General features: G+C 67.7%; 21 protein-coding genes. 12 read left to right on the top strand and 9 right to left on the bottom strand.

From position 1 onward, the window contains the following. Positions 1 to 93: 93 nt before the first annotated feature. Together pheA and VMT65_RS33360 are read left to right on the top strand one after the other, a co-directional pair. Complete coding sequence (gene pheA, locus VMT65_RS33365) at positions 94 to 1,011, top strand: prephenate dehydratase (RefSeq protein ID WP_326312662.1); 918 nt, start codon at positions 94 to 96, stop codon at positions 1,009 to 1,011. After that, positions 1,008 to 1,670, top strand: a complete 663-nt coding sequence (locus VMT65_RS33360; RefSeq protein ID WP_326312661.1) for a histidine phosphatase family protein — start codon at positions 1,008 to 1,010, stop codon at positions 1,668 to 1,670. The genes pheA and VMT65_RS33360 overlap by 4 nt, the downstream gene beginning before the upstream one ends. Here the strand turns inward: VMT65_RS33360 and VMT65_RS33355 are convergent. The 6 genes from VMT65_RS33355 to VMT65_RS33330 form a co-directional block, all read right to left on the bottom strand. Next, positions 1,660 to 2,517 (bottom strand): ESX secretion-associated protein EspG, encoded by an 858-nt coding sequence (locus VMT65_RS33355; RefSeq protein WP_326312660.1) that lies wholly within the window; start codon positions 2,515 to 2,517, stop codon positions 1,660 to 1,662. The genes VMT65_RS33360 and VMT65_RS33355 overlap by 11 nt on opposite strands. Next, on the bottom strand, positions 2,514 to 3,698 hold the full coding sequence (locus VMT65_RS33350) for a PPE domain-containing protein (RefSeq protein ID WP_326312659.1): 1,185 nt from the start codon (positions 3,696 to 3,698) through the stop codon (positions 2,514 to 2,516). Before VMT65_RS33350 ends, VMT65_RS33355 begins: the two co-directional genes overlap by 4 nt. 14 nt (positions 3,699 to 3,712) lie before the next feature. Beyond that, entirely contained in the window at positions 3,713 to 4,024 is a 312-nt protein-coding gene (locus tag VMT65_RS33345) for a PE domain-containing protein (RefSeq protein WP_326312658.1), read from the bottom strand. Positions 4,025 to 4,103: 79 nt separating this feature from the next. Beyond that, entirely contained in the window at positions 4,104 to 4,457 is a 354-nt protein-coding gene (locus VMT65_RS33340; RefSeq protein ID WP_326312657.1) for a metallopeptidase family protein, read from the bottom strand. A gap of 20 nt (positions 4,458 to 4,477) precedes the next feature. Beyond that, positions 4,478 to 5,638 carry a septum formation family protein gene (locus VMT65_RS33335; protein ID WP_326312656.1) on the bottom strand — a complete coding sequence of 387 codons (1,161 nt, stop codon included), beginning with the start codon at positions 5,636 to 5,638 and terminating at the stop codon, positions 4,478 to 4,480. 81 nt (positions 5,639 to 5,719) lie between these two features. Next, positions 5,720 to 7,309: a GMC family oxidoreductase gene (locus VMT65_RS33330; RefSeq protein ID WP_326312655.1), complete on the bottom strand. Its 1,590-nt coding sequence runs from the start codon at positions 7,307 to 7,309 to the stop codon at positions 5,720 to 5,722. Positions 7,310 to 7,506: 197 nt separating this feature from the next. Here VMT65_RS33330 and serS point away from each other — a divergent pair, with 197 nt between their 5' ends. The 6 genes from serS (at position 7,507) to VMT65_RS33300 (ending at position 14,625) form a co-directional block, all read left to right on the top strand. Continuing rightward, positions 7,507 to 8,766: a serine--tRNA ligase gene (gene serS, locus VMT65_RS33325; RefSeq protein ID WP_326312654.1), complete on the top strand. Its 1,260-nt coding sequence runs from the start codon at positions 7,507 to 7,509 to the stop codon at positions 8,764 to 8,766. Positions 8,767 to 8,841: 75 nt separating this feature from the next. After that, complete coding sequence (locus VMT65_RS33320; protein WP_326312653.1) at positions 8,842 to 10,710, top strand: putative bifunctional diguanylate cyclase/phosphodiesterase; 1,869 nt, start codon at positions 8,842 to 8,844, stop codon at positions 10,708 to 10,710. 100 nt (positions 10,711 to 10,810) lie between these two features. Then, the gene (locus VMT65_RS33315) at positions 10,811 to 12,076 is read left to right on the top strand and encodes an MFS transporter (protein WP_326312962.1); all 1,266 of its coding nucleotides are present in this window, start codon (positions 10,811 to 10,813) and stop codon (positions 12,074 to 12,076) included. 113 nt (positions 12,077 to 12,189) lie between these two features. After that, the gene (locus tag VMT65_RS33310) at positions 12,190 to 13,077 is read left to right on the top strand and encodes a DMT family transporter (RefSeq protein WP_442790347.1); all 888 of its coding nucleotides are present in this window, start codon (positions 12,190 to 12,192) and stop codon (positions 13,075 to 13,077) included. A gap of 70 nt (positions 13,078 to 13,147) precedes the next feature. After that, positions 13,148 to 14,167: a MauE/DoxX family redox-associated membrane protein gene (locus VMT65_RS33305; protein ID WP_326312651.1), complete on the top strand. Its 1,020-nt coding sequence runs from the start codon at positions 13,148 to 13,150 to the stop codon at positions 14,165 to 14,167. Between the two features lie 104 nt (positions 14,168 to 14,271). Continuing rightward, positions 14,272 to 14,625, top strand: coding sequence for a BP74-related protein (locus tag VMT65_RS33300; protein WP_326312650.1), 354 nt, complete (start codon positions 14,272 to 14,274; stop codon positions 14,623 to 14,625). A 78-nt stretch (positions 14,626 to 14,703) separates the two neighbouring features. Here the strand turns inward: VMT65_RS33300 and VMT65_RS33295 are convergent, their stop codons facing one another. Together VMT65_RS33295 and VMT65_RS33290 are read right to left on the bottom strand one after the other, a co-directional pair. Beyond that, a complete protein-coding gene (locus VMT65_RS33295) occupies positions 14,704 to 16,248 on the bottom strand; it encodes a Rieske 2Fe-2S domain-containing protein (protein ID WP_326312961.1) in 1,545 nt (514 codons plus the stop codon). Positions 16,249 to 16,294: 46 nt separating this feature from the next. Further along, complete coding sequence (locus tag VMT65_RS33290; RefSeq protein WP_326312649.1) at positions 16,295 to 17,140, bottom strand: hypothetical protein; 846 nt, start codon at positions 17,138 to 17,140, stop codon at positions 16,295 to 16,297. Between the two features lie 99 nt (positions 17,141 to 17,239). Here VMT65_RS33290 and VMT65_RS33285 point away from each other — a divergent pair, with 99 nt between their 5' ends. Further along, entirely contained in the window at positions 17,240 to 17,992 is a 753-nt protein-coding gene (locus tag VMT65_RS33285) for a lysophospholipid acyltransferase family protein (RefSeq protein WP_326312648.1), read from the top strand. Positions 17,993 to 18,087: 95 nt separating this feature from the next. Here the strand turns inward: VMT65_RS33285 and VMT65_RS33280 are convergent, their stop codons facing one another. After that, positions 18,088 to 18,318 carry a hypothetical protein gene (locus VMT65_RS33280; RefSeq protein WP_326312647.1) on the bottom strand — a complete coding sequence of 77 codons (231 nt, stop codon included), beginning with the start codon at positions 18,316 to 18,318 and terminating at the stop codon, positions 18,088 to 18,090. Between the two features lie 449 nt (positions 18,319 to 18,767). On the opposite strand from VMT65_RS33280, the gene VMT65_RS33275 reads away from it, so the two are divergent. The 3 genes from VMT65_RS33275 to VMT65_RS33265 all read left to right on the top strand — a co-directional run bounded on the left by VMT65_RS33275 (position 18,768) and on the right by VMT65_RS33265 (position 20,735). Next, positions 18,768 to 19,664: a helix-turn-helix domain-containing protein gene (locus VMT65_RS33275; RefSeq protein ID WP_326312646.1), complete on the top strand. Its 897-nt coding sequence runs from the start codon at positions 18,768 to 18,770 to the stop codon at positions 19,662 to 19,664. Positions 19,665 to 19,670: 6 nt separating this feature from the next. Further along, positions 19,671 to 19,895, top strand: coding sequence for a DUF397 domain-containing protein (locus VMT65_RS33270; protein WP_326312645.1), 225 nt, complete (start codon positions 19,671 to 19,673; stop codon positions 19,893 to 19,895). A gap of 183 nt (positions 19,896 to 20,078) precedes the next feature. After that, positions 20,079 to 20,735 (top strand): class I SAM-dependent methyltransferase, encoded by a 657-nt coding sequence (locus VMT65_RS33265; protein WP_326312644.1) that lies wholly within the window; start codon positions 20,079 to 20,081, stop codon positions 20,733 to 20,735. The last annotated feature ends 14 nt before the right edge of the window (positions 20,736 to 20,749 follow it).

The raw sequence follows: 20,749 nt of genomic DNA, 5'->3' as shown, positions 1-20,749 counted from the left end.
CCCGGCGGTCGATCCCCCGGTCAGGGGTGCGAAGTTACCTGGGAGTTGGCCAAAGCGGGAGGGGACCGCGCGCACGCAAGTAATGTCGTTACCGTGCCGCGCATCGCCTACTTCGGGCCGTCGGGAACCTTTACGGAGATGGCCCTCGCCAAACTGGAGTCCACCGGAATCTTCGATGGGCCGGTCGAGCGTGTCCCGTCCCCGAGCCAGGGCGCGGCGATCGAGCTGGTGCGGGCCGGGAAGACCGCGGGCGCGGTGGTGCCGATCGAGAGTTCGGTCGAGGGTTCCATCGCCCCCACCTTGGACGCGTTGGCCGTCGGCCCCCGGCTGCAGATCATGGCGGAGACGGATCTGGACGTGGCCTTCACCATCCTGGGCCGCCCGGGCGTCGAGCTCGCGCAGGTGCGCCGCATTGCCGCGTATCCGGTCGCGGCCGCCCAGGTCCGCATGTGGCTGGCGGTGAACATGCCGCTGGCCGAGCTCTACACCTCCGCCTCCAATGCCGCGGCCGCCGAGGATGTGGCCGCCGGGCACGCCGAGGCCGCGGTGTCGACCGCCTTGGCGGGCGAGCGCTTGGGCTTGGCGCCCTTGGCTTCCGGTGTCGCCGATGTCGATCGGGCCGTCACCCGTTTCGTCCTGGTCACCGCGCCGCGACCCGCGCCGCCGCGCACGGGGGTGGATCGCACCTCCATCGTGCTGGAGTTGGCCAACGAGCCCGGTTCGCTCATGCGCGCCTTCGCCGAATTCGCCACCCGCGGTATCGATCTCACCCGCATCGAATCCCGCCCGACCCGAACGGGCATGGGCACCTACCGTTTCTACCTGGACTGTGTCGGCCATATCGACGACACCGCGGTGGCCGAGGCGCTCAAGGCCCTGCACCGCACCGCCGCCCGGATCCGTTTCCTCGGTTCCTGGCCCGCCGCCTCGGCCACCGGCACACCGCCGCCGCCCGACGCACCCGCCGCGGCCTGGCTGGCCGATCTGAAGAAGGGGGTGGCCGACCTGTGACCGGCAAACTCATCCTGGTCCGGCACGGCGAGACCGAGGGCAATGTCGGCAAGATCCTCGACACCCGGCTCCCGGGCCTACCCTTGACCGAACGCGGTGTGGCACAGGCGAAGACCTTCGGCGCGAACCTGGCCGCCCCCCCGCAGCGCCTGTTCTCCTCGGCGGCCCTGCGCGCGAGACAGACCGGCGGCTACATCGAGGCCGCCACCGGTGTCCCGCTCGAGGTGCTCGAGGATCTGCAGGAGGTGCAGCTCGGCGAGCTCGAGGGTCTGAGCACCCGCGCGGCGCACGAGGAATTCCAGAAGGTCTACCACGCTTGGCATTTCGGCGATCTGGAGCTGCGGGTGCCGGGCGGTGAATCCGGCGCGGAGGTGCTCGCCCGCTATATCCCGGCCCTGCAACGCCTGCGCGACGAGTACCTCACCGATCCGGACGCCGGGGATGTCATCCTGGTCAGCCACGGTGCGGCCATGCGCCTGGTCTCCCGCGAACTCACCGGTGTGCCAAGGCTTTTCGCGGCCAACAACCACTTGGACAATACCGAGACCATCGAATTGCTGCCCTTCGAGAACAATCTCTGGGAGTGCACCCGCTGGGGCCGCTATCCGGCCCCGTTCGCCGACGCCATCGAGCCGACCGGCGACGACCCTATGGGTTAGGGAATTCGCCCGGGTGGGGGAATTCGCTGCGCAGCGGCAGGGATTCGAGCAGATCCTGTAGTGCCGTCCGGAAGCGGGCCGGGGTGCCGCTGGCGAACGAAGTCCACTTGGTGCCGTCGCTGGCCGTCGTCGTAATGGCGAGGAACCGGCCGTGCCGGGTGTTGTAGACGGCGAGGTGGCCCTCGGCCTGCTCGCGCGAGCCGTCCCCGTAGAGCACGCCGACGATCTCCGCGTGCGAATTCACCTGCACCAGAGCCGAAGCGAGCGTCTGCGCGTCGCGCGCCGGATTGCACACCTTGGTCAAGCGCGCGGCGGTGGTGGCCGCGTCACCCGCGTCGTCGAAGATCGGCACCAGATCCTCGGTGGGCGCGTTCATTCCGGCCAGTTCCAGTGGTTCGCACGGCCCGAGCGCGGCCAGCACGGTGCCCGCCAGATCGTGGCTCGCCTCGTCGATCACATACGATCCGGGACCCCGCAGCGCCACCACCTCGAAATCCGAGCCCTTGGCGAGACAGAGCCGGTTGACTTGGCCTTCGACATACCAGCGCACGGCCAAAACCCAATGCGGCCGGTAGAGCACGCGCAAGCGTTCGGCCAGTTCGGGATGCACCTGATCGTCGTCGAGCAGCTCGCGTTCGGCCAGGCTCGCGGCCGCGGCGGCCATGGCGGCATCGTGGTCGGCGGCATTGTCGTAGCGCCCCATGGCATTCAGCACCACGGGCAGCTCGTCGATCTCCAATGCCTCTTGGAGGTACTGCATTTCGTCGAGCGACAGCGTCACCGACCCCAGCAGCGAGGGGACACGGCCCGCCCCGAGCACCCCGCTGCCCGCGCCCGGCACCGTCACCGGTCGGCCAGGGGGTCGCCGCCGATCACCGCGGGCGCGATGACCCGGCCGTCGGCGAAGACCTCGGCCGAGCGGCCGTAATCGTGGCCGCGGTGCGTCTCCTCCTCGTCGCTGCCCTGGCTGCCCAGCAGCGGGCTGGTGCCGGTGGATCGCACCGGGGTGGTGGAGGCCGGAGCGGTCGCCACGGTCATCGGCTCGGCGATGGGCGCGGCGGGAGGCGTTGCGCCGCCGGGGGTTCCGAGCCCGGTGCCCCATCCGTCCGGGAGCCGCAGGGTGCCGCCGCCGGTGCCGATGTTCACCGAGGTGCCCACGCCATTGAACGACACGGCCTGCGTGGCCAGCGCCGCGCCGCCCGCGCCGACGGTCGCCGCACCCGCGCCCGCCATTACCGGCAGGCTCGAGGTGGGCAGCGCCGGGGTTTGCGTCACCGCATTGGCGATGGCCGTAACCGCCGTGCTCGCAACGTTTCCCGCGCTGCTGACGCCGCTGGTGACCACCGTCCCCGCCACCTGCGCGGCCTGCGAGAGGGCGCTGGTGACGGCCGGATTCTGGGCCAGCGCCGCGGCCGCGCCGAGCGCCGCCTGCACCGGATCACTGCTGTTGGCGAAGGCGTCGCCGCCCGCATTGGCCGAGCCCGCGCCCATGGCGATGGGCGGCGGCATGAGGAACTGGCCGGGCGTGGCGACCATCAAACTCGTTGCGGCCTCATAGGTTTCCATCACCAGTGCGGCCCGGATGTCGAGGGCCAGCTTGGCGGCCTCGGCCGCTTCGGCCGTGCCATTGAGCGCGCCGCCGCTGGAGTAGGCGGCCACCCGCGCGGCCTCCACGGCCGCGATCTCCGGCAGGCTCGGCATGGCGATGCTGGCCACGGTGTAGGCGGTGGCATTGGCGGCGGCCTTGCCCGCCATGATGCCCGCCATCACGGCCTGCTGTTCGGCCCAGCCGGTGAAGACGCCCAGCCGTGCCAGCACATTGATGCCGTTCACGCCCTCGAGTCCGACGCCGATCTCGGCCATCACCCGCGCGACCGTCGTGGTGGCGTCGACCCAGGAGGCGGTGAGCGCGCTCCACGCGCTGTTCGCGGCCACCAGCGGAATGGCGTGCGTGCCGGCATTGAGCGAAATGGAATTGATCTCGGCCATGCGGGGCAGCCAGAACACCCCGGTGATTCCCAGCGTCATGTGTATCTCCCCTTCTACACCTGGATCGCGGCGATGCCGGCGGCGCGCAGGGCGTCTTGCGCCAGATATTGGGCCAGCTGGCTGCGCAGGGTGGCGGCGGCGTGATGCAACTCGAGAATGCCCTGGGCGACCGCGTGGTCATGGGTGAAGGCGGCATTGTTGAAATGCGCTGCCGCGAGGAAGGACACCTCTTCGGTGCCGGAGGGGAGCACGTGGGTGGCGGGTGCCGTCGCGCTCGCGGCGGCGGCCAGCCGTTCGGCGAGCAGATCGAGCTCGAGGGCCGCCGCGAGGATCACCTCGGGCTGCACGAGGACATGGCCAACCATGATCGGGCTCCCTTCTACGTTCCACCCCGGTTATGAAGATTGGACGCAGAGGTTTGCTGATCGGTTCCCAGCGCCGCTGTCAGCCCCATCCCAACTGATGGAGGCGCTCGTCGTCAATCCCGAAATAGTGCGCTATCTCATGAATCACTGTGATTGCCACCTCTTCGACCACCTCTTCTTCGCTGTGACACATCTCGAGGATGGCGTCGCGATAGATGGTGACGGTGTCGGGCAGCGCGCCGCCGTAGTGGCTGAAGTCCCGGTCGGTGAGCGCAATGCCGTGGTAGAGCCCGAGCAGGTCCGGTTCCTCGGCATTGCGCGGTTCGATGAGAATCACCACATTGTCGATCGCCTGTGACAGCTGTGGCGGAATCAGATCGAGTGCGTCACCGACGAGCTCTTCGAAGCGGTCGTCGGACATGGAGACGGGCATGTGTTTTCGCTATCGCCGACTCAGCGTGGCTGGGGGATAACCGGCGGGGCCGCGCCGGGCAGCGGCGGCGGGGTGTAGCGGCCGGAGTTGGGCGGCGGGACCGGGGCCTGGCCGTCGATCTGGATGTCGCCCTTGGCCGATCCGGTGATGGTGGCGAAGCCCTGATCCGCGCCCTTGCCGACCATGCAGTTGAGGCTGCGGGAACCGGCCAGCCAGCTGCGGGCGTCGAGGGCGTCCCAGAACAGGGTCAGGGTCTTGTTGCGCAGCGCGTCCGGGGTGCCGAGATAGTCGGCGGCGTCCTTGGCGCACTGGTCTTCCATGAACTTGTCCTGATCGTCCTTCGAGGGCGGGCCGCCGTTGAAGTGGGAGGTCAGGTCCACGGTGGAGACGATCTCGAAGGCGTGCGGCTGGGTGCAGTCGACCGGATCGGTGGGCAGGTTGGACTTGATGCCGATGCAGGTGCCCACGTCATAGACCTTGGACTGGTTGATCTCTCGCACGCTGCCGGTGATGGGTTTGGTGGCGATGCCCTGGCTGCCCGAGACCTGCAGGCCGCAGCGCAGCGTGCGCTCGCCCGCCTTCCAGCCCGCCTCGCCCGGATTGATCAGGCCGACAACGAATTTGCCACGCGGGTCCAGCTTGCCGCCGAGGTACTCCTGGGCGGCGCTGACGCAATGCTCGTCGCGCAGTTCGGAGAAGCGCAGCGAGTCCGGGAAGCGCGAGCCGGGTCCGAACTCCTTGCCCGGGTACTTGCTCAGGTCGATGTCGGCGGTCACCTCGAACAGGTGCTTGCTGCCGCAGTCGACCTTGGACAGGTCGGAGGCATTGCTCTTGGACCACGTCAGGCAGTCGCCCTCCTTGGCGGTGCCGAAGGCCGCGCCCGCGACCGCCCCGGTGGGCTGCGCGGCCCCCGGCGCGTGCGCCTTCACCCGATTCGAGTCGAAGCCATTGGAGACGAACATGGTGATGAGCACGGCCAGCGTGACGCCGACCGCCATCGCCAGCAGCCCCCACCGCACGGTCGACGCCGAGAGCGGACCGTTCTTGTCCAGCTTCGACTCGACCGCGCGCAACGGTGCCAGCAATCGATCCAGCGCCGTCGGTTTCCGACGGTTGGGCGACCCGGGGCGCGGCGAACTCGGCGGCGCGGGCCACTGCGGAGGCGTCATCTGCTCAGGCATCGGCACCCATCATTGCAGCGCCCTCCCGCCCCCGCCACGAACCACCGGCCTTCCGCCCGATCTTCGCACCCCCCGAACCGCTTACGACATGATCAGGTCGGCCGCCTTCTCGCCGATGAGCACCGCCGGGGCGTGGGTGTGGCCGCGGGTGATGATCGGCATGACCGAGGTGTCGGCGACGCGCAGGCCCTCGATGCCGCGGACGCGCAGTTGCGGGTCCACCACGCTGGTCTCGTCCTTGCCCATGGCACAGGTGCCGACCGGGTGGTACAGCGTGTGCGAGTGGTCCTCGAGGCAGCGGCGCAGCACCTCCTCCATCGGGGTGTCCGACGGCACGGCGGGTTGCATGAGTTCGCCGATGTGCTCCTTCATCGCGGGCTGGTGCGCCAGTTCGACGCACTGCCGCAGCCCCGCCATCAGCGCGGCGCGGTCGGCCGGTTCGGCGCAGTAGCGCGGGTTGATGCGCGGCGCGGTGAACGGGTCCGGCGAGGTGAGGGTGATGCTGCCGATGGATTCCGGCTTGAGCAGGATGGCCGCGAAGGTCAGCGCGTGCCCGTCCGGATCCCCCAGTCCCTCCGCGATATACGGCGCGGGTCCGAAGATGAGCTCGAGGTCGGGCAGTTCCAGCTCCTCGCGGCTGCGCGTGAACCCGTACGCCTCACCGATGTTCGAGGTGAGCTGTCCGCGCCGCAGCACCAGGTAGTTGGCGAGTTCGAGCAGGTTCTTGTCCGCACCGTAGAGGCTGCCCGCCCGGGTGCGGTAGACGATGGGCGCGGCGAGGTGGTCGCGCAGTCCGCGCCCTACCTCGGGCAGGTCCCGCACCACCGGAATCCCCAGCTCCCGCAGCCGATGTCCGTCGCCGATCCCGGAGAGCATGAGCAGCTGCGGGCTGTTGATGGCCCCGCCCGACAGCACCACCTCCCGTTTGGCGGTGATCTGCTTGGTCTCCCCGCCGATCCGGTACTCCACCCCGATCGCCCGCGTCCCCTCGAACAGGATCCGGGTGGCGTGCGCCTCGGTGACGACGGTCAGATTGCGTCCCTGCTGCCGCGCGGGCCGCAGGTAGGCGTCGGCGGTGGACCAGCGCGCCCCGCGCTTCTGGGTCACCATGGTCTGCGAGAACCCTTGCGGCCGATCGCTGTTCGCGCGTTCCACCGGATATCCGGCCTCGGTGGCGGCCTGCAGGTAGGTGTGGGTGATCGCCCGCGGGCTGCGCTGTCGGGAGATGTGCAGCGGCCCGCCGCGGCCCTCGCCGGGTTCGCTGGCTTCCTCGACGGACTCCATTTTCTGGAAGTAGGGCAGCACCTTCTCGAAGGACCAGTCCGGTCCGGCGTAGCGACCCCACTCGTCGTAGTCGGCGGCGAACCCGCGCACCCACATCATGGCGTTCATGGAGGAGGAGCCGCCGAGCATCTTGCCGCGCGGCCAGTACACCTTGCGGTCGCTGAGTTCGGGCTGCGGTTCGGTGCGGTAGTTCCAGTCGTAGGGACCCTGGAAGAGCTGGTTGAACGCGGCGGGAATGTGGGCGAACTTGTCGCTGTCCTCGCCACCGGCTTCGAGGACCACGACGCTGACGCCGGGTCGTTCGCTCAGTCGTGCGGCCACGGCGGCCCCCGCGGATCCGGCTCCGATGACGACGAAATCGGCGGTGTGCGGGGTGTATTGGGGCATGGTGACTCCTCGTCAAAGACCACGGCGGAGCCGCTGCCGGACTCCCTGCCGTCCCATGCGGCTAACCCTAGGTCGGAAATCGCCCGGTCGTGGGCCGGATGGGTGGGATCGGGACCCGCGATTGAGCTGATCAAGATCAAATAGTGAGCGCCGACCTATCCGAAATTCGGTGGAGGCCGCCCACTAGGCTGAACCGCATGATCGACCTTCGATTCCTGCGGGAAAACCCGGAAGCGGTTCGTGCGTCGCAGCGTGCTCGCGGTGAGGACCCGTCTCTGGTGGACACCCTGCTCGAGGCGGATGCCGCCCGTCGCGCCGCGGTCGCGACGGCCGACAATCTGCGCGCCGAGCAGAAGGCGCTGGGCAAGAAGGTCGGCAAGGCTTCCCCGGAGGAGCGCGCCGAGCTGTTGAAGCACGGCCAGGAGCTGTCGGCGAAGGTGAAGGAGGCCGAGGCGGCCGAGAACATCGCCGACGCCGAGATGGTCGCCGCCCAGCGCGCGCTGTCGAACGTCGTGCAGGAGGGCGCGCCCGCGGGCGGCGAGGACGACTACATCGTGCTCGAACACGTCGGCACCCCGCGCGAATTCGATTTCGAGCCCAAGGATCACCTGGACCTGGGTGAATCGCTGGGCATCATCGATATGGAGCGCGGCGCGAAGGTCTCGGGCTCGCGCTTCTACTTCCTCACCGGTTACGGCGCGCTGCTGCAGCTGGGTCTGCTGCAGCTGGCCGCGCAGCAGGCCACCGCCAACGGCTTCACCATGATGATCCCGCCGGTGCTGGTGCGCCCGGAGGTCATGCAGGGCACCGGCTTCCTGGGTCAGCATGCCGCCGAGGTCTACCACCTGGAGGAGGACGACCTGTACCTGGTCGGCACCTCGGAAGTGCCGCTGGCGGGCTATCACTCGGGCGAGATCCTGGATCTGAGCGCGGGCCCCAAGCGCTACGCGGGCTGGTCGTCCTGCTTCCGCCGCGAGGCGGGCAGCTACGGCAAGGACACCCGCGGCATCATTCGCGTGCACCAGTTCGACAAGGTGGAGATGTTCGTCTACACCACCCCGGACCAGGCCGACGCCGAGCACAAGCGACTGCTGGCCTGGGAGCAGGACATGCTGGCCGCCATCGACGTGCCCTACCGCGTCATCGATGTGGCCGCCGGTGATCTGGGCAGCTCGGCGGCGCGCAAATTCGATTGCGAGGCTTGGGTTCCCACCCAGCAGACCTACCGCGAGCTCACCTCCACCTCGAATTGCACGACGTTCCAGGCCCGTCGGCTGAATGTCCGGTACCGCGACGAGAACGGCAAGCCGCAGATCGCCGCCACGCTGAACGGCACCCTGGCCACGACGCGCTGGATTGTCGCCCTGCTGGAAAACCATCAGCAAGCCGACGGTTCGGTGCGGGTGCCCGCTGCGCTGGTGCCTTTCGTCGGCACCGACGTGCTGGCACCGCGCTGAGAATTCGCTACTCGGCGTGGCTTATTCCGCCGGTTGTGTCTACCGCAAGCAGGGCTTATGTCTAGGCTAGGCAGCGTGCGAGGAATCGGGTCTCGCGGCGATACCCGAACCCGGGTGCGGGCGGCATCGGCGCTGGCGACGGCAATGGTCATGGCTCGGACCACCGGGGCGTTCTACGTCATGGGTGGGCTGCTGGGCTTGATCCTGACGGCGGTCGCCCCGGGTAATGAGGGCAATCGGCCGCTGGTGGGCGCGGCGGCGTTCGTGGCGCTGCTGCTGGGTATCAGCCTGCTCATCTGGGGTCCGCGGCTGCCGCATTCGGTGCATCACGCCTATGTGGCGACCGCGACCGTGCTGGTGACCGTTGCGGTGCACTGGTTTCCGAACACGGTGGGCGCGATCAGCCTGGCGGCGTTCTACGTGTTCGTCGCCTGTGATGCCGCCATCTTCTTCTCCTGGCGGTGGTTGGGCGCGCATATCGCCTTCGCCATCGCCTGCTGCCTGTGGGTGGTGCCCTCGCGCGGGTTGCCGTGGTGGTCGGGTCTGATTCCGGCGGGCATCACCTTCGGAATCGGCATCGTGGTCGGCATTTTGACCCGCATGGCCTCCGACGCCGATATCGACGTATTGACCGGTCTGCTGAATCGGCGTGGCTTCGATCGCGCGCTCAGCAATGCCATCGCGCACGCCACCCGCACCGAGCAGGGTCTCGCGCTGGTGCTGGTGGATCTGGATCGCTTCCAGAAGATCAATGACCATCTCGGGCACCGGGCCGGTGACGCCGTGCTGCAGCGGGTGGCCGACACCTGGTCGAAACTGCTTGGGCCGGATCAGCGTCTGGCCCGCTACGGCGGCGACGCCTTCGCGCTGCTGCTGCCCGGCACCACCGAGCAGGCCGCGATTCTGCTGACCGAGGAGTTGCGGGCCGCGGTGACCACCGGCTGTTCTGCGGGTGTGACGTCCTGGCAGCCGGGTGAATCCGGGTCGCTGCTGGTGTCGCGCGCCGATGTCGGTCTGTATCGGGCCAAGCAGGCGGGCCGCAATCGCACGGTGCTGGAGTCGTCGCGGCAGCTGCCGCTGGCGGTGGAGCTGCGCGAGGCCATCGACCGCGGCACCCTGGACGTGCAGTACCAGCCGATCGTCTCGCTGTCGGACGGCGCGACCCGCGCGGTGGGTGTGGAAGCGTTGCTGCGCTGGTCTTCTCACGCGCAGCCGGATGTCACCACCGAGGGCCTGATCCGGGTCGCGGAGGAATACGACCTCATCTCCGACCTGGACGAGCTGGTGCTGCGGCGCGCCTGTGCGGACGCCGCGCGTCTCCAGGAGACCTTCGCCCAACTCGATCTGACCCTCAATGTGAATGTGAGCGGGCTGGAGCTGGCCGAAACCGAGTACGCCGACCGGGTTTCCGGCATTCTCACCGAAACCGGCTGGCCCGCCGAGCAACTTGTGCTCGAGGTGACCGAGTCCGAGTTGGCCGCCGAATCCGAGACCGCCATCGCCAATCTGCACAAGCTGCGCGAGCGCGGGGTGCGCATCGCCATCGACGATTTCGGCACCGGCTACTCCTCGCTGAGCCGCCTGGCCACGCTGCCGTCGGACATCCTCAAGGTGGACCAGTCCTTCGTGGCGGCCATCCGCTCCGATTCCCCCGCCCCGCCGCTGCTGGGCGTGATCGCGGCGCTGAGCAAGTCGCTGGACCTCCAGGTCATCGCCGAGGGCGTCGAGACCGAATATCAGGCCGCCGTCCTCACCGAACTCGGCTTCGCCCTGGCCCAGGGCTACCACTACAGCGATTCGCACCCGGTCTCCGAGCTCATCAACGACCTCAACGACCGCCACGGCCTGGTAGGCGCGTCGGTCTCGGAGGGTGAGCCGTCCACCAACGGCTGGATCCCCCTGGACAATCCGCTTGACGGTAGTGGTCCCGGCGCGCAGAGTTGAGCCCATGCGGCTGGTGATCTACGCCTGTTGATTCGTACTCCGTAGTGCTTCGCTCCGTCGCGCATCCGCCGAACGGGGCCCGGCGCTTTCCACCCGTGCGCTGACGCTGCGCGCGATCCTGTTCGCGTTCACGGCCGACCTGATTCCGCTCTACGCCATCTACGCCCTGCTGTTCGCCGACCACGGTCTGAACGCGGCGCAGATCTCCTCGCTGTTCGCCATCTGGTCCGCGACGTCGTTCCTGCTGGAGATCCCGTCGGGCGCGTGGGCGGACACGGTCTCTCGCCGAGGCCTGTTGATCCTTTCCGGCGCGCTGCTGACCGCGGGCTTCGCCTGCTGGACCCTGTTCCCGTCCTACCTGGGATTCGCCGCCGGCTTCGTCCTGTGGGGCACTTCCGGCGCACTGCGCTCGGGCACCTTCGAGGCCCTGATCTACGACGACCTGCACGCCCGCGCCGCCACGGCCGAGTACGCGCGGCTGACCGGCCGCACCCGCGCCGCTTCCGAATCCGCCGCTCTGGCAGGCATTCTCGCCGCCGCACCGCTGTACGCGTGGGGCGGCTACGCCTTGGTCGCCTGGTCCAGCATCCTCATGGCGACACTCCACACCCTCGCCGCGATCACCCTGCCCGACGCACCGAAATCGGTGTCCGCGGCCGACGTGGAGGAGCTGGAGGAGGTAGATGATCTGGAGGCGGCGGATGATCTGGACGAGCCCGACGATGCCGCCGGAAGCCCCGCGCGGGCAATCGGATATCTCGCCATGCTACGTGCGGGTCTCCGGGAAGCATTGCACGTCAGGGTGATTCGCCGCGGCGTGATCCTGGTGGCCCTGCTCAACGGCCTCACCGCATTCGACGAGTATTTCGCCCTCCTGGCCCACCACGCGGGTGCGGGACCGTCCTACGCTGCCGCACTGGTCGCCTTGACCGTGGCGGGTTCCCTGGCCGGATCGGCCCTGGCGGGTCGCTTCGAGGGAATGCGCGCTCGAACCATGTCGATCGCCCTGGCCACAGCCGGTGTCCTCTTCCTCGGCGGCTCCCTGCTGGCGGGTGCGGCCACCCACCATCCCACGTCCATGTATCCGCTCACGGCCGTAGGCTTTTCGGCCATAGCCATCGCCTACGGCATCAACTACAACGCCGACATCATCGCCGCGGCCCGCCTGCAAGACACCATCACCGGCCCCGCCCGCGCCACCGTCACCTCGGTCGGCGGCTTCGCGACCGAGCTGGTAGCCCTCCTGGTCTTCCTCTACGCCGCAGCCGCCACCCCCTGGCTCCCCCTCGCCCTGATCGTGGCGACCCTGGGCACCCCCCTCCTCCTGGCAGCCGCCCTGACCCCCACTTGGCTGCCGAAGCGCTAGTCCGGGTTGGAATCCGGGCGGTCGGTCGTGGGGGTGGGGTGTGGGGGCAGAATCTAGCCGTGGCGGTGCGGCGGTGGTTGGGCTTGGTGTTCGGGGGGTCTATTGGGGCTGCCGTGGCCACGCAGTCGCGGATCAATGGGGAGTTGGGGGCACGGCTGCACGATGGGATCGCGGCGGCGACCATCAGTTTTGGGAGTGGGCTGCTCGTGCTCGCCGTCGTGTTCGCGGGTAGCGGGCGGCTGCGGGCGGGGGTTGGGCGGGTGCGGGCGGCGCTGGCCAGCGAGGAATTGCGGTGGGGGCAGCTCCTGGGCGGGCTGTCCGGCGGGTATTTCGTGGCCTGCCAAGGGCTTACCGTGGCGACCATCGGGGTCACCGCCTTCACGGTCGCGGCGGTGGCCGGGCAGTTGGTGAGCAGTCTGGTCGTGGATCGGCTCGGCTGGGGGCCGGGCGGGCGGACTCCGGTGACCGCGTGGCGGATTGGCGCGGCGCTCCTCGGCCTGGTGGCGGTCCTCCTCGCGGTGGTGGGACGCAATGGGAGCGATTCGATCCTCGGCGGCCACTCCGTGGCATCGATCCTGCTGGTGGTGCTGCCGCTGATCGCGGGCATTCTGGTGGCTTGGCAGCAGGCGGTGAACGGCCGCGTCGGTGCGGTGGGCGGCCCGCTGTCGGCCACCCTCGCGAATTTCGCAACCGGCACCGCGGCCTTGGTGGTCGTGGAGGCGGTGCTGTTGACCCGGCGCGGCGGCCTCGGCCCGCTGCCCCACGAGCCCTGGCTGTATGTCGGTGGGCTGATAGGCATTTCATTCGTGGCGTTGGCCGTGGCGGTGGTCCGGTGGATCGGAGTGCTGCTGCTCGGCCTGACCTCGGTCGCGGGACAGCTCCTCGCCTCGGTGGTGCTCGACCTGGTCGCCCCGACCGGCGCGGGCGTCTCGAGCCTGGCGGTCATCGGCTGCGCGCTGACCTTCGTGGCCGTGGCGTTGGCGGCTCGCACCCGCGGCTGACATCCTGTGCATCAAAATTGTTCGGCTGATTCGTAATTCGCCGTCCATATCGGTGTGCGATGGTGCGACTATGGCTGTCGACTACGTGGTGTGGGCCGCGCGATTGGTGCTGGCCGTCGTGTTCGGGCTGTCGGCGTGGGGGAAGTTCGCCGATGCGTCGGGTACGCGGAAGGCGGTGGGGGAGTTCGGGATCCCACTCTCCTGGGTGCCGACCGTGGCGTGGGGCCTGCCGACGGTCGAGGCCGCGGTGGCCGTGACGATCGTGCTGCCGTGGACGGCGGCGGGTGCGGGTCTGATCGCGATTCTGCTGCTGGGCATGTTCACCGGTGCCGTGGTGCGACTTCTCCGCCATGGAAAGCGACCGGTCTGTTCATGTTTCGGTGCCGCCAGCGCCGCACCCGTCGGCCGCGGCACCGTGATCCGCAATATCGCCCTGATCGCCCTGGCCGGGTGGACGACCGTGGCGACCTTGGCCGAACCCCACGTGCCGGGTGTCCTCCCGGTCGACCACGCGATCGCGATGGGCACGGCGGCGGCGTTCGCCGCCGTGCTGGTGTCGTTGTGGGGCGAATTGCGCGCCCTGCGACGGCGACTGGACGAGCAGGTCCTCTCCACCCTGGGCGCGGAGGGACTGCCGCCCGGCGCGGTGGCCCCGGAATTCGAGGTGCTGAAGACCGGCGGCGGACGGACCGGTCTGGACGAATTGCTCGTGCCGGGAAAGTCATTGCTGCTCGTCTTCGTCCATCCGGGATGCGAGATGTGCGCCGCGCTGGCCCGTGAATTACCGCGCTGGCAGGCGCGTTCATCCGATGCGCTGACCATTGCCGTGCTGGGCAACGGCGATGTGGCCGAACATGCGAAATGGGGCGAGGAACAGGGGCTCGGCACGATTCCGGTGCTGGTCCAACAGGGCAACGAGGCCGCCTTGCGCTATCGGGTGCGCGGCACGCCCTCGGGTGTCTTGATCAATGAGCAGGGCCGGGTGGCGGCTCCGGTGGCCCGGGGCGCGATGGCGGTACGGGATTTGATCGTCCAGGCGCGGCGAGTGAGCAAACCCGCGAATCCCCAAACAAACGGGGCGGTCCTCTAAACCTATTGGTACGCAATTAAATTCATCGGATTGCCTGGTTTGCGAGGCATACCATCAATGAGCAGGTCCTGCCTCACCCGATCGCTCTGTCGAAGGGGACAACCATGGCCTTCTTCGCATTCACCGATTTTTCCGGTAAGGAATTCGTCTTCCAGCTGAACGATGACCAGCGGATCGCGGAAGCGCGCCGCATTCTCTCCGGCGAGGAGACGATGTCCACGCACGTGATGGGTCGGATCAGGAAGCGGCCGGAGCCCTACAACCCCGGCTGGGGCTTCATCCTCGATCCGGACACCATCAGCTTCTTCACCGTGGCCATCGAGGTCTGCGACTCCTCCATCACCTATGTCGAAGACCATCTCGACGAGGCGTGCGGCGCCTTCTTACCCGGCTGCTTCTGGTGTCCGTGGTCGTCGCGCTTGACCCGGGAGTTGCAGGATTCGGAGGTGGCGCGCTAGCGCGGTGCGGGTGCACCGAAACCCGATGCGGCCGGACCTGTTCCGGCCGCATCCGGGCTCTCGGACCAGCTTCGCTTCTCAGACCAGCTTCTTCGAGCGCAGCTCGTGCCCCTTGGAGGTCTTGCAGCGCCCCGACTCCAGATCCCACTGCCACCCGTGCAGGTTGCAGGTCAGCGTATTGCCTTCCACCACACCGAATTTCGACAGGTCCGCCTTCAGGTGCGGGCAGCGCCGCTGCACTTCCCAGCCGTCGAGTTCGGTGGAGGCGGAATCGTCGTGCGCCTCGGCGAACCAGCCGTCGGCGTAGGCGATGCGCTCATCGGTGAGGCATTTGAAGAAGGTGTAGAGGAATTCGTTGTAGCCGCCGATGCGCCAGGTGGTGAAGCGCGTGGACAGGAAGATGGTGTTCACCCAGTCCGGCTCGTCGTCGCGCAGCACGGTGCGCACGAGTTCCGGCGCGATGCGGAATCCGTAGCGGTGCTTGCCCTCTCCCTCGATGGGCTCGCGCACCACGCGCTTGGGGAAGTCGAGCACCACGGTCTCGTCGCCCATCACGAGGCTGACCGGGTAGCCGATGCCGTCGCAGATGAGATCGCTCTGCGCCATGATCGGCTCGAACTTGGCCTTCAACGCGGGCAGCAGCGGTTCGCCCTCGGCCGGAGCCCAGGTCGCCTTCTCGGCGGCCAGCACCGGAGCCATCCGCTGCGCCATGTCCTCGATGTAGGCGGCCTTGTCCCCGTAAATCGTGTCCGGATCGACCGGGTGGGTGAGCGAAAGCAGTTCCTTGCCACGCAGATCCGCGGTCGAGCCCGGGATCATGAGCAGCCCGCCCTCGTTGCCGTGGATCTTCATCTGATCCAGGAACACGATCTGGTCGGGGAAGATATTGCCCTCGTCGCCGCGATCGTCATTGAGGTAGCGCAGCTCGTCATCGAGGAAGACCGGCGGTCCCGCGGACGGGACGACCCAGGTGGCCCCGACCTGCTCGATGTAGGAGCGGGCGCGGTCCATGCCGCGCTGCCGCTTCTGCTTGCCGAAGTTGGCCTTGGTCTTGGTCGGAATGTCGTAGACCATCGGGTACCAGATCGCGCCCGAGTACTGCAGCAGGTGGATGTCCACGTGCCCGAAGTTGTCGTGCAGCACATCCATGTCGACCGGCCGCGCGTCGTTCATGTTGAAGCACACGGTTTCTCCGTCGGCGACCACCAGGGCGGAGTCACCGATGGGCCCGTCGGCGGGCGCGCGCAGCGCGATGATCATGATGTCGAGATCGCCGCCGGGACCGGTGACCGTGGTCTTGACCGAATCCTCGGTCTCCACGAACTTGGTGAAGCCCAGCTTCTCGAGCTCGCGCTTGAGGTCCGGCACCGGGTAGTCGGGCAGCAGGACGGTGGCGTCCTTGTTCACCTTGTCCGCGAGGTGCTTGGCGTCCCAGTGATCGCGGTGCAGGTGCGAGACGTAGAGGAAATCGCAGTTGCCGAGCTCGTCCCAGTCCAGCTGGGTGTTGTCGGGGAACGGGAACCACGATCCGAAGTAAGCGGGGTTGACCCAGGGATCGCAGAGGATCGTCCCGGCCGCGGTTCGGATGTGGAATCCGGCGTGTCCGACGCTGGTGATCTGCACGAGCTTCATTCCTCCCTGGACCGTTACCAGCCACCCAGAGTACCGACTAGCCGGAGACGTCGCCGATGCAGTAACCCTCGGAGCCCGACTTCAAGGTGTATATCTGCTTTGTCTGATTACCCGTCCCGGTGGTGACCGGCACCGACACGGTGATGTACCCGCCGCGCGGCCATTCGGACTTGATGGACTCGTCCACGAAGGTCCTTACCGTCCCCGGCTTCGACGGGTTCGCCGCCAGCGGCACCGCGACCGGTTTGCCCGAACCATCCGGATCCCAGGTGCGCCCCGCGGCACAGACCAGCGGGTAGGCGTCCTCCCGATCGCTGGGATCCAGCGGTCGGCCCACGGCACGGGATAGGAAGCGCCGCACGGTGTGTCGCGCGTCGGCGTCATTGAATCCGATATCGCCGCCGGTGGTGAAGACGCGCGGACACGCGTATCCGCTCGCGGTGTCGCGATCCTGCGCGGTGACCGTGAGAATGCCGTTCTGCCAGATCGACGCGTTGCCGCTGTGCACGCCCTGCCCGGTGAGCGCCGCGAGCACGGCCTGCGGATCCGCGTACATGGTGCGCACATTGCCCGGGGCCATGGTCCAGCACCGATCGGCCAGCCCGTCGATACCGTGCCCCCGCAGATCGGCCGCCCACCGCGCGACCGCCACCGCGGCCTCGGGATTCCCGGGCACCGCGCCGACGCCCTCGGTGGCCGTCGCGGTCGCCGTCTGGGTATCGACGCTGGCCTCGGTGGCCGCACCGGCGTCCGCGTGCCAATCGGTCCCCTCGATCCCGACCCGCGAATCACATCCCGCGCCCACGCACGCCGCGAGCGATAACACCGTCCCGACCAGCCCCTTGCGGAGATGTACACGCAGCGCTGTCCGGCTGTACTCCACTCCTGCGAACCTCTTTCAGTGTCTGGAAGTCACATCAATCAAGAAGGTGTTGCCTGGATCACTGGATGCCGCGCGGGCAGCGACTACGCTAGCGGACTTGTGGAACCCGTCTACTACCCCGTCATCGGGCTGGCCCGCACCATTTTCGCGCTGCAGGGCCTGAAGTTCACCGTCAAGGGTGACGAGAATATTCCGGCGACCGGGGGTGCGGTCATCGCGATCAACCACACCGGGTACATGGACTTCACCTACGCCGGCCTGCCCGCGCGCACCACGAAGCGCTACATCCGCTTCATGGCCAAGAAGGAGGTCTTCGACAGCCCCGTCTCCGGCCCGATCATGCGCGCCCTCAAGCACATTCCGGTCGACCGGGCGGCGGGCGCGGAGTCCTACCACGAGGCCGTCAACCGACTGAAGTCCGGCGAACTGGTGGGCGTCTATCCCGAGGCCACCATCAGCCGCAGCTTCGAACTCAAGGAATTCAAGTCCGGCGCGGCCCGCATGGCCATCGAGGCGAATGTCCCCATCATCCCCATGGTCATCTGGGGCGCGCAACGCGTCTGGACCAAGGGCTTCCCGAAACGCCTGGGCCGCACCAACACCCCCATCTCCATCGCGGTGGGCGAACCCATCGCACCCTACGAACCCGCGTCGGCGTTGACCGCTCAGCTGCACAAGACCATGGAGACCATGCTCTTGGACTTGCAGAAGGACTACGTTCACGAGCCGGGTGCCTACTGGGTCCCCGCCCGCCTCGGCGGCAGCGCGCCGACCCTGGAGGAAGCCAACGCCATGGACGCCGCCGAGGCCGAGGAGAAGGCCGCCCGCCGCGCGGAGAAGTCCGGCGAATAACCCTCGCGTTCAACGACATACGGCCTGTTCCGGGGCGGAGCACCCCCGGAACAGGCCGTGTCTCGTCCATCGGGTGCTCCGGCCCCGCCGGTGTCTCACGCCCGCCGTGCGGTCTTGCGGACGCGGGCGCGGGGGTCGTACTTCTCGAAGTAGCTGGCGTCATCGCTGTTGCCCCGCCGCAAATGCCCGATCCCGAACCGCTCCCCGTTCGACAGCACGATCCCCCGATCGGTGGCCTGATCGATCCAACACTCCACCGCATCCCGCCCGGTAGCCCGAAACCGCACGGCCGCAGCCGCTTTGGCCCACTCCGGCAGCCTGTTCACGCCCGCACCCTCCCCTTCGGAGTGATCTCGCCGCGGGAAATCTTCAGGAGCGATATACGGATTTGTCATGCCCTCGCCCCGCCCGATGCCGACCGTGCACCCGATACCGAGTCCCCGGCGGCACCCGCCGCAACCCAACCCCACCGGCAACAATCAGCGGCCCCCCGCCCCCGGGCGGAGCCTGACCACGATCCTCCCCAACAGTCCAGTGCACTCCCGCGACGAGCGCGAGAAACGAAGTGGCAGCAAGCAGAAAAGTCCATATTTCCAACGGCATTTCGACATCCCTCGATTCGATTGGTGCCGGACGTATCTCAAGCAGACGCCTCGCATCAGAGGGTGGCAATGGCAATACGGCAAACCCACGAAACTGCCCCGAAAGCCCTGGAACATTGCCAAAATGGCTTCACGCGGTTGCCATTCTTCATACGCATGAGGGGGTAGTGGTCGTGGCGAATGCGAATCCAGCGCCAACCTCGGTCGCACGCAAGCAGGTCGGCATGCAGCTGCGCGAGGCGCGCGAGAAGGCGAACCTGGATCTCAAGGATGTCGTCGACGAGATCGGGCCGGGCTGGAGCATCAGCAAGCTAGGTCGCATCGAGCGTGGTGAGTCCGGTCGAATCAGCCTCCCGGAGGTGGATCTGCTCGCGAAGATCCTCGAAATGGACGAGGACGCCCACGCGAACCTGATCGCCCTGGTCAGGCAGGCCGCTTCGAAGTCTTGGTGGTACAAGTACCGCGACGTGGTCCACAGCGGCTTCCGCATCTACGCGGACATGGAAGCCTGCGCGCAGCGGCTCACCATGTACAACAGCAACATTGTGCCCGGTCTGCTTCAGACGCCCGAGTACGCTCGGGAATTGGATCGCATCTATTTCAAGAACGATCCGCCGACCGTGCTCGACCGCCGACTCCAACTCAAGCTGGAACGGCAGACGTTCATCACCCGTAGGACCAAACCTATTGCTGTGCAAGCGATCCTGCACGAGGCGGCGATCCGTGTGCAGGTCGGTGGGCCGAAGGTGATGGAAGCCCAGCTCGAACATCTCGTCGAGATGAGCAAACGCGCCAATATCAATCTGCGCGTCGTTCCCTTCAGTGCCGGGCACCCCCTGGGAACGGCCGTCGGATCATTCACGATCATCGAGATGAAGCCCTCGGGCGGCCTCGATCAGCAGCCGGTCGTGTACTTCGATTCACTGGTCGGAGCCGCGTGCCTCGAGGACTCGGACAGCATCGCGACCCACACCAAGGCCATCGATTCACTTCGAGGGGCAGCGCTGGACGAAGTCAGTACCCGCACGCTGCTGCGACAAGTCGGTAAGAACGCAAGACCGAAGGGATAGCGCACGATGTACAACCTGTCCGGAACGGACATCCGGGTTCGCAATGCCAACTTCCGCAAGAGCAGCAGGAGCGGCAACGGACCCGACTGCGTGGAGGTGGCCTTTCTATCCGATGGCGCTGTCGCAGTGCGTCATTCGAAAGCCAAGGACGGTCACGTCCTCGTCTACACACCCAGTGAATGGGATGCCTTCACGGCAGGCGTCCGGGACGGTGAGTTCGAGCGGCCGTAATCGACGGGACGCCCCGGGGCGGAGCCGCCCGCCGCGTCCAGGCCCGTGGTGATCATGGGCCTAAACCTGCACTAAGGCAGTGGAATTGGCAGGAAACTGCTCTCCGGCGGCGATTTGTGCAGGTATTGGCCCATCGCGTTGGCTCGAGTCCGTCTCGCTCGGGTACCTGGGTAGTCTGCGGGCGTGGGGACGGGTCTGAATTCCGGCGGATGGCTGGAGGATGCGCGGAGGTCCTATGACACCGTCGCGGCTACCTATGCGGACGTCACGCGTCACCTTCTGGATGAAACGCCCGAAGAGCGTGCGGCCTTGGCGGCTTTCGCCGATTCGGTGCGGGCCCAGGGCGGGGGACCGGTTGCGGATGTGGGTTGTGGGGCGGGGCGGATCACGGCTCACCTGCGTGGACTGGGGGTGGACGCCTTCGGAATCGACCTGTCGCCCGGGATGATCGAGGTGGCTCGCCGCGAGCACCCCGGCCTCCGGTTCGAGGTCGGTTCCATGACAGACCTCGCCCTCGCGAACGCCTCGATAACCGGCCTGGTCGCGTGGTATTCGCTGATCCACATCCCCGATGACGAGCTCGGTTCCGTCCTCGCCCACTTCCGTCGAGTCCTCCGCCCGGGCGGAGCACTGCTACTCGGCTTCCACGTCGGAAACGATTCGCAGCTGAAGACCCAGGGCTACGGCGGACACCCGATCCACCTGCACGTCCATCGCCGCCAGCACAGCCGCATGCGCGAGTGGCTCACCGATGCCGACTTCGCCGTCGCGTCGATCAAAACCACGACCTCCCCCGAAAGCCCGCTCGGCGGCATCATCCTCGCCCGCCGCCAAACCTGACGGGCTCGGCGATC

Origin of the sequence: Nocardia sp. CDC153, from assembly GCF_035818515.1 — a bacterium.
Lineage (GTDB): Bacteria > Actinomycetota > Actinomycetes > Mycobacteriales > Mycobacteriaceae > Nocardia.
The sequence above is the reverse complement of the archived record's forward strand: the minus strand, read 5'-3'. Positions and strand labels throughout refer to the sequence as shown.

Bases quoted from the DNA above. Each gene is read 5' to 3' on its own strand.
- VMT65_RS33350 (WP_326312659.1), bottom strand. From the start codon at position 3,698: ATGACGCTGGGAATCACCGGGGTGTTCTGGCTGCCCCGCATGGCCGAG.
- VMT65_RS33345 (WP_326312658.1), bottom strand. From the start codon at position 4,024: ATGGTTGGCCATGTCCTCGTGCAGCCCGAGGTGATCCTCGCGGCGGCC.
- VMT65_RS33340 (WP_326312657.1), bottom strand. From the start codon at position 4,457: ATGCCCGTCTCCATGTCCGACGACCGCTTCGAAGAGCTCGTCGGTGAC.
- VMT65_RS33335 (WP_326312656.1), bottom strand. From the start codon at position 5,638: ATGCCTGAGCAGATGACGCCTCCGCAGTGGCCCGCGCCGCCGAGTTCG.
- VMT65_RS33330 (WP_326312655.1), bottom strand. From the start codon at position 7,309: ATGCCCCAATACACCCCGCACACCGCCGATTTCGTCGTCATCGGAGCC.
- serS (WP_326312654.1), top strand. From the start codon at position 7,507: ATGATCGACCTTCGATTCCTGCGGGAAAACCCGGAAGCGGTTCGTGCG.
- VMT65_RS33305 (WP_326312651.1), top strand. From the start codon at position 13,148: ATGGCTGTCGACTACGTGGTGTGGGCCGCGCGATTGGTGCTGGCCGTC.
- VMT65_RS33300 (WP_326312650.1), top strand. From the start codon at position 14,272: ATGGCCTTCTTCGCATTCACCGATTTTTCCGGTAAGGAATTCGTCTTC.
- VMT65_RS33270 (WP_326312645.1), top strand. From the start codon at position 19,671: ATGTACAACCTGTCCGGAACGGACATCCGGGTTCGCAATGCCAACTTC.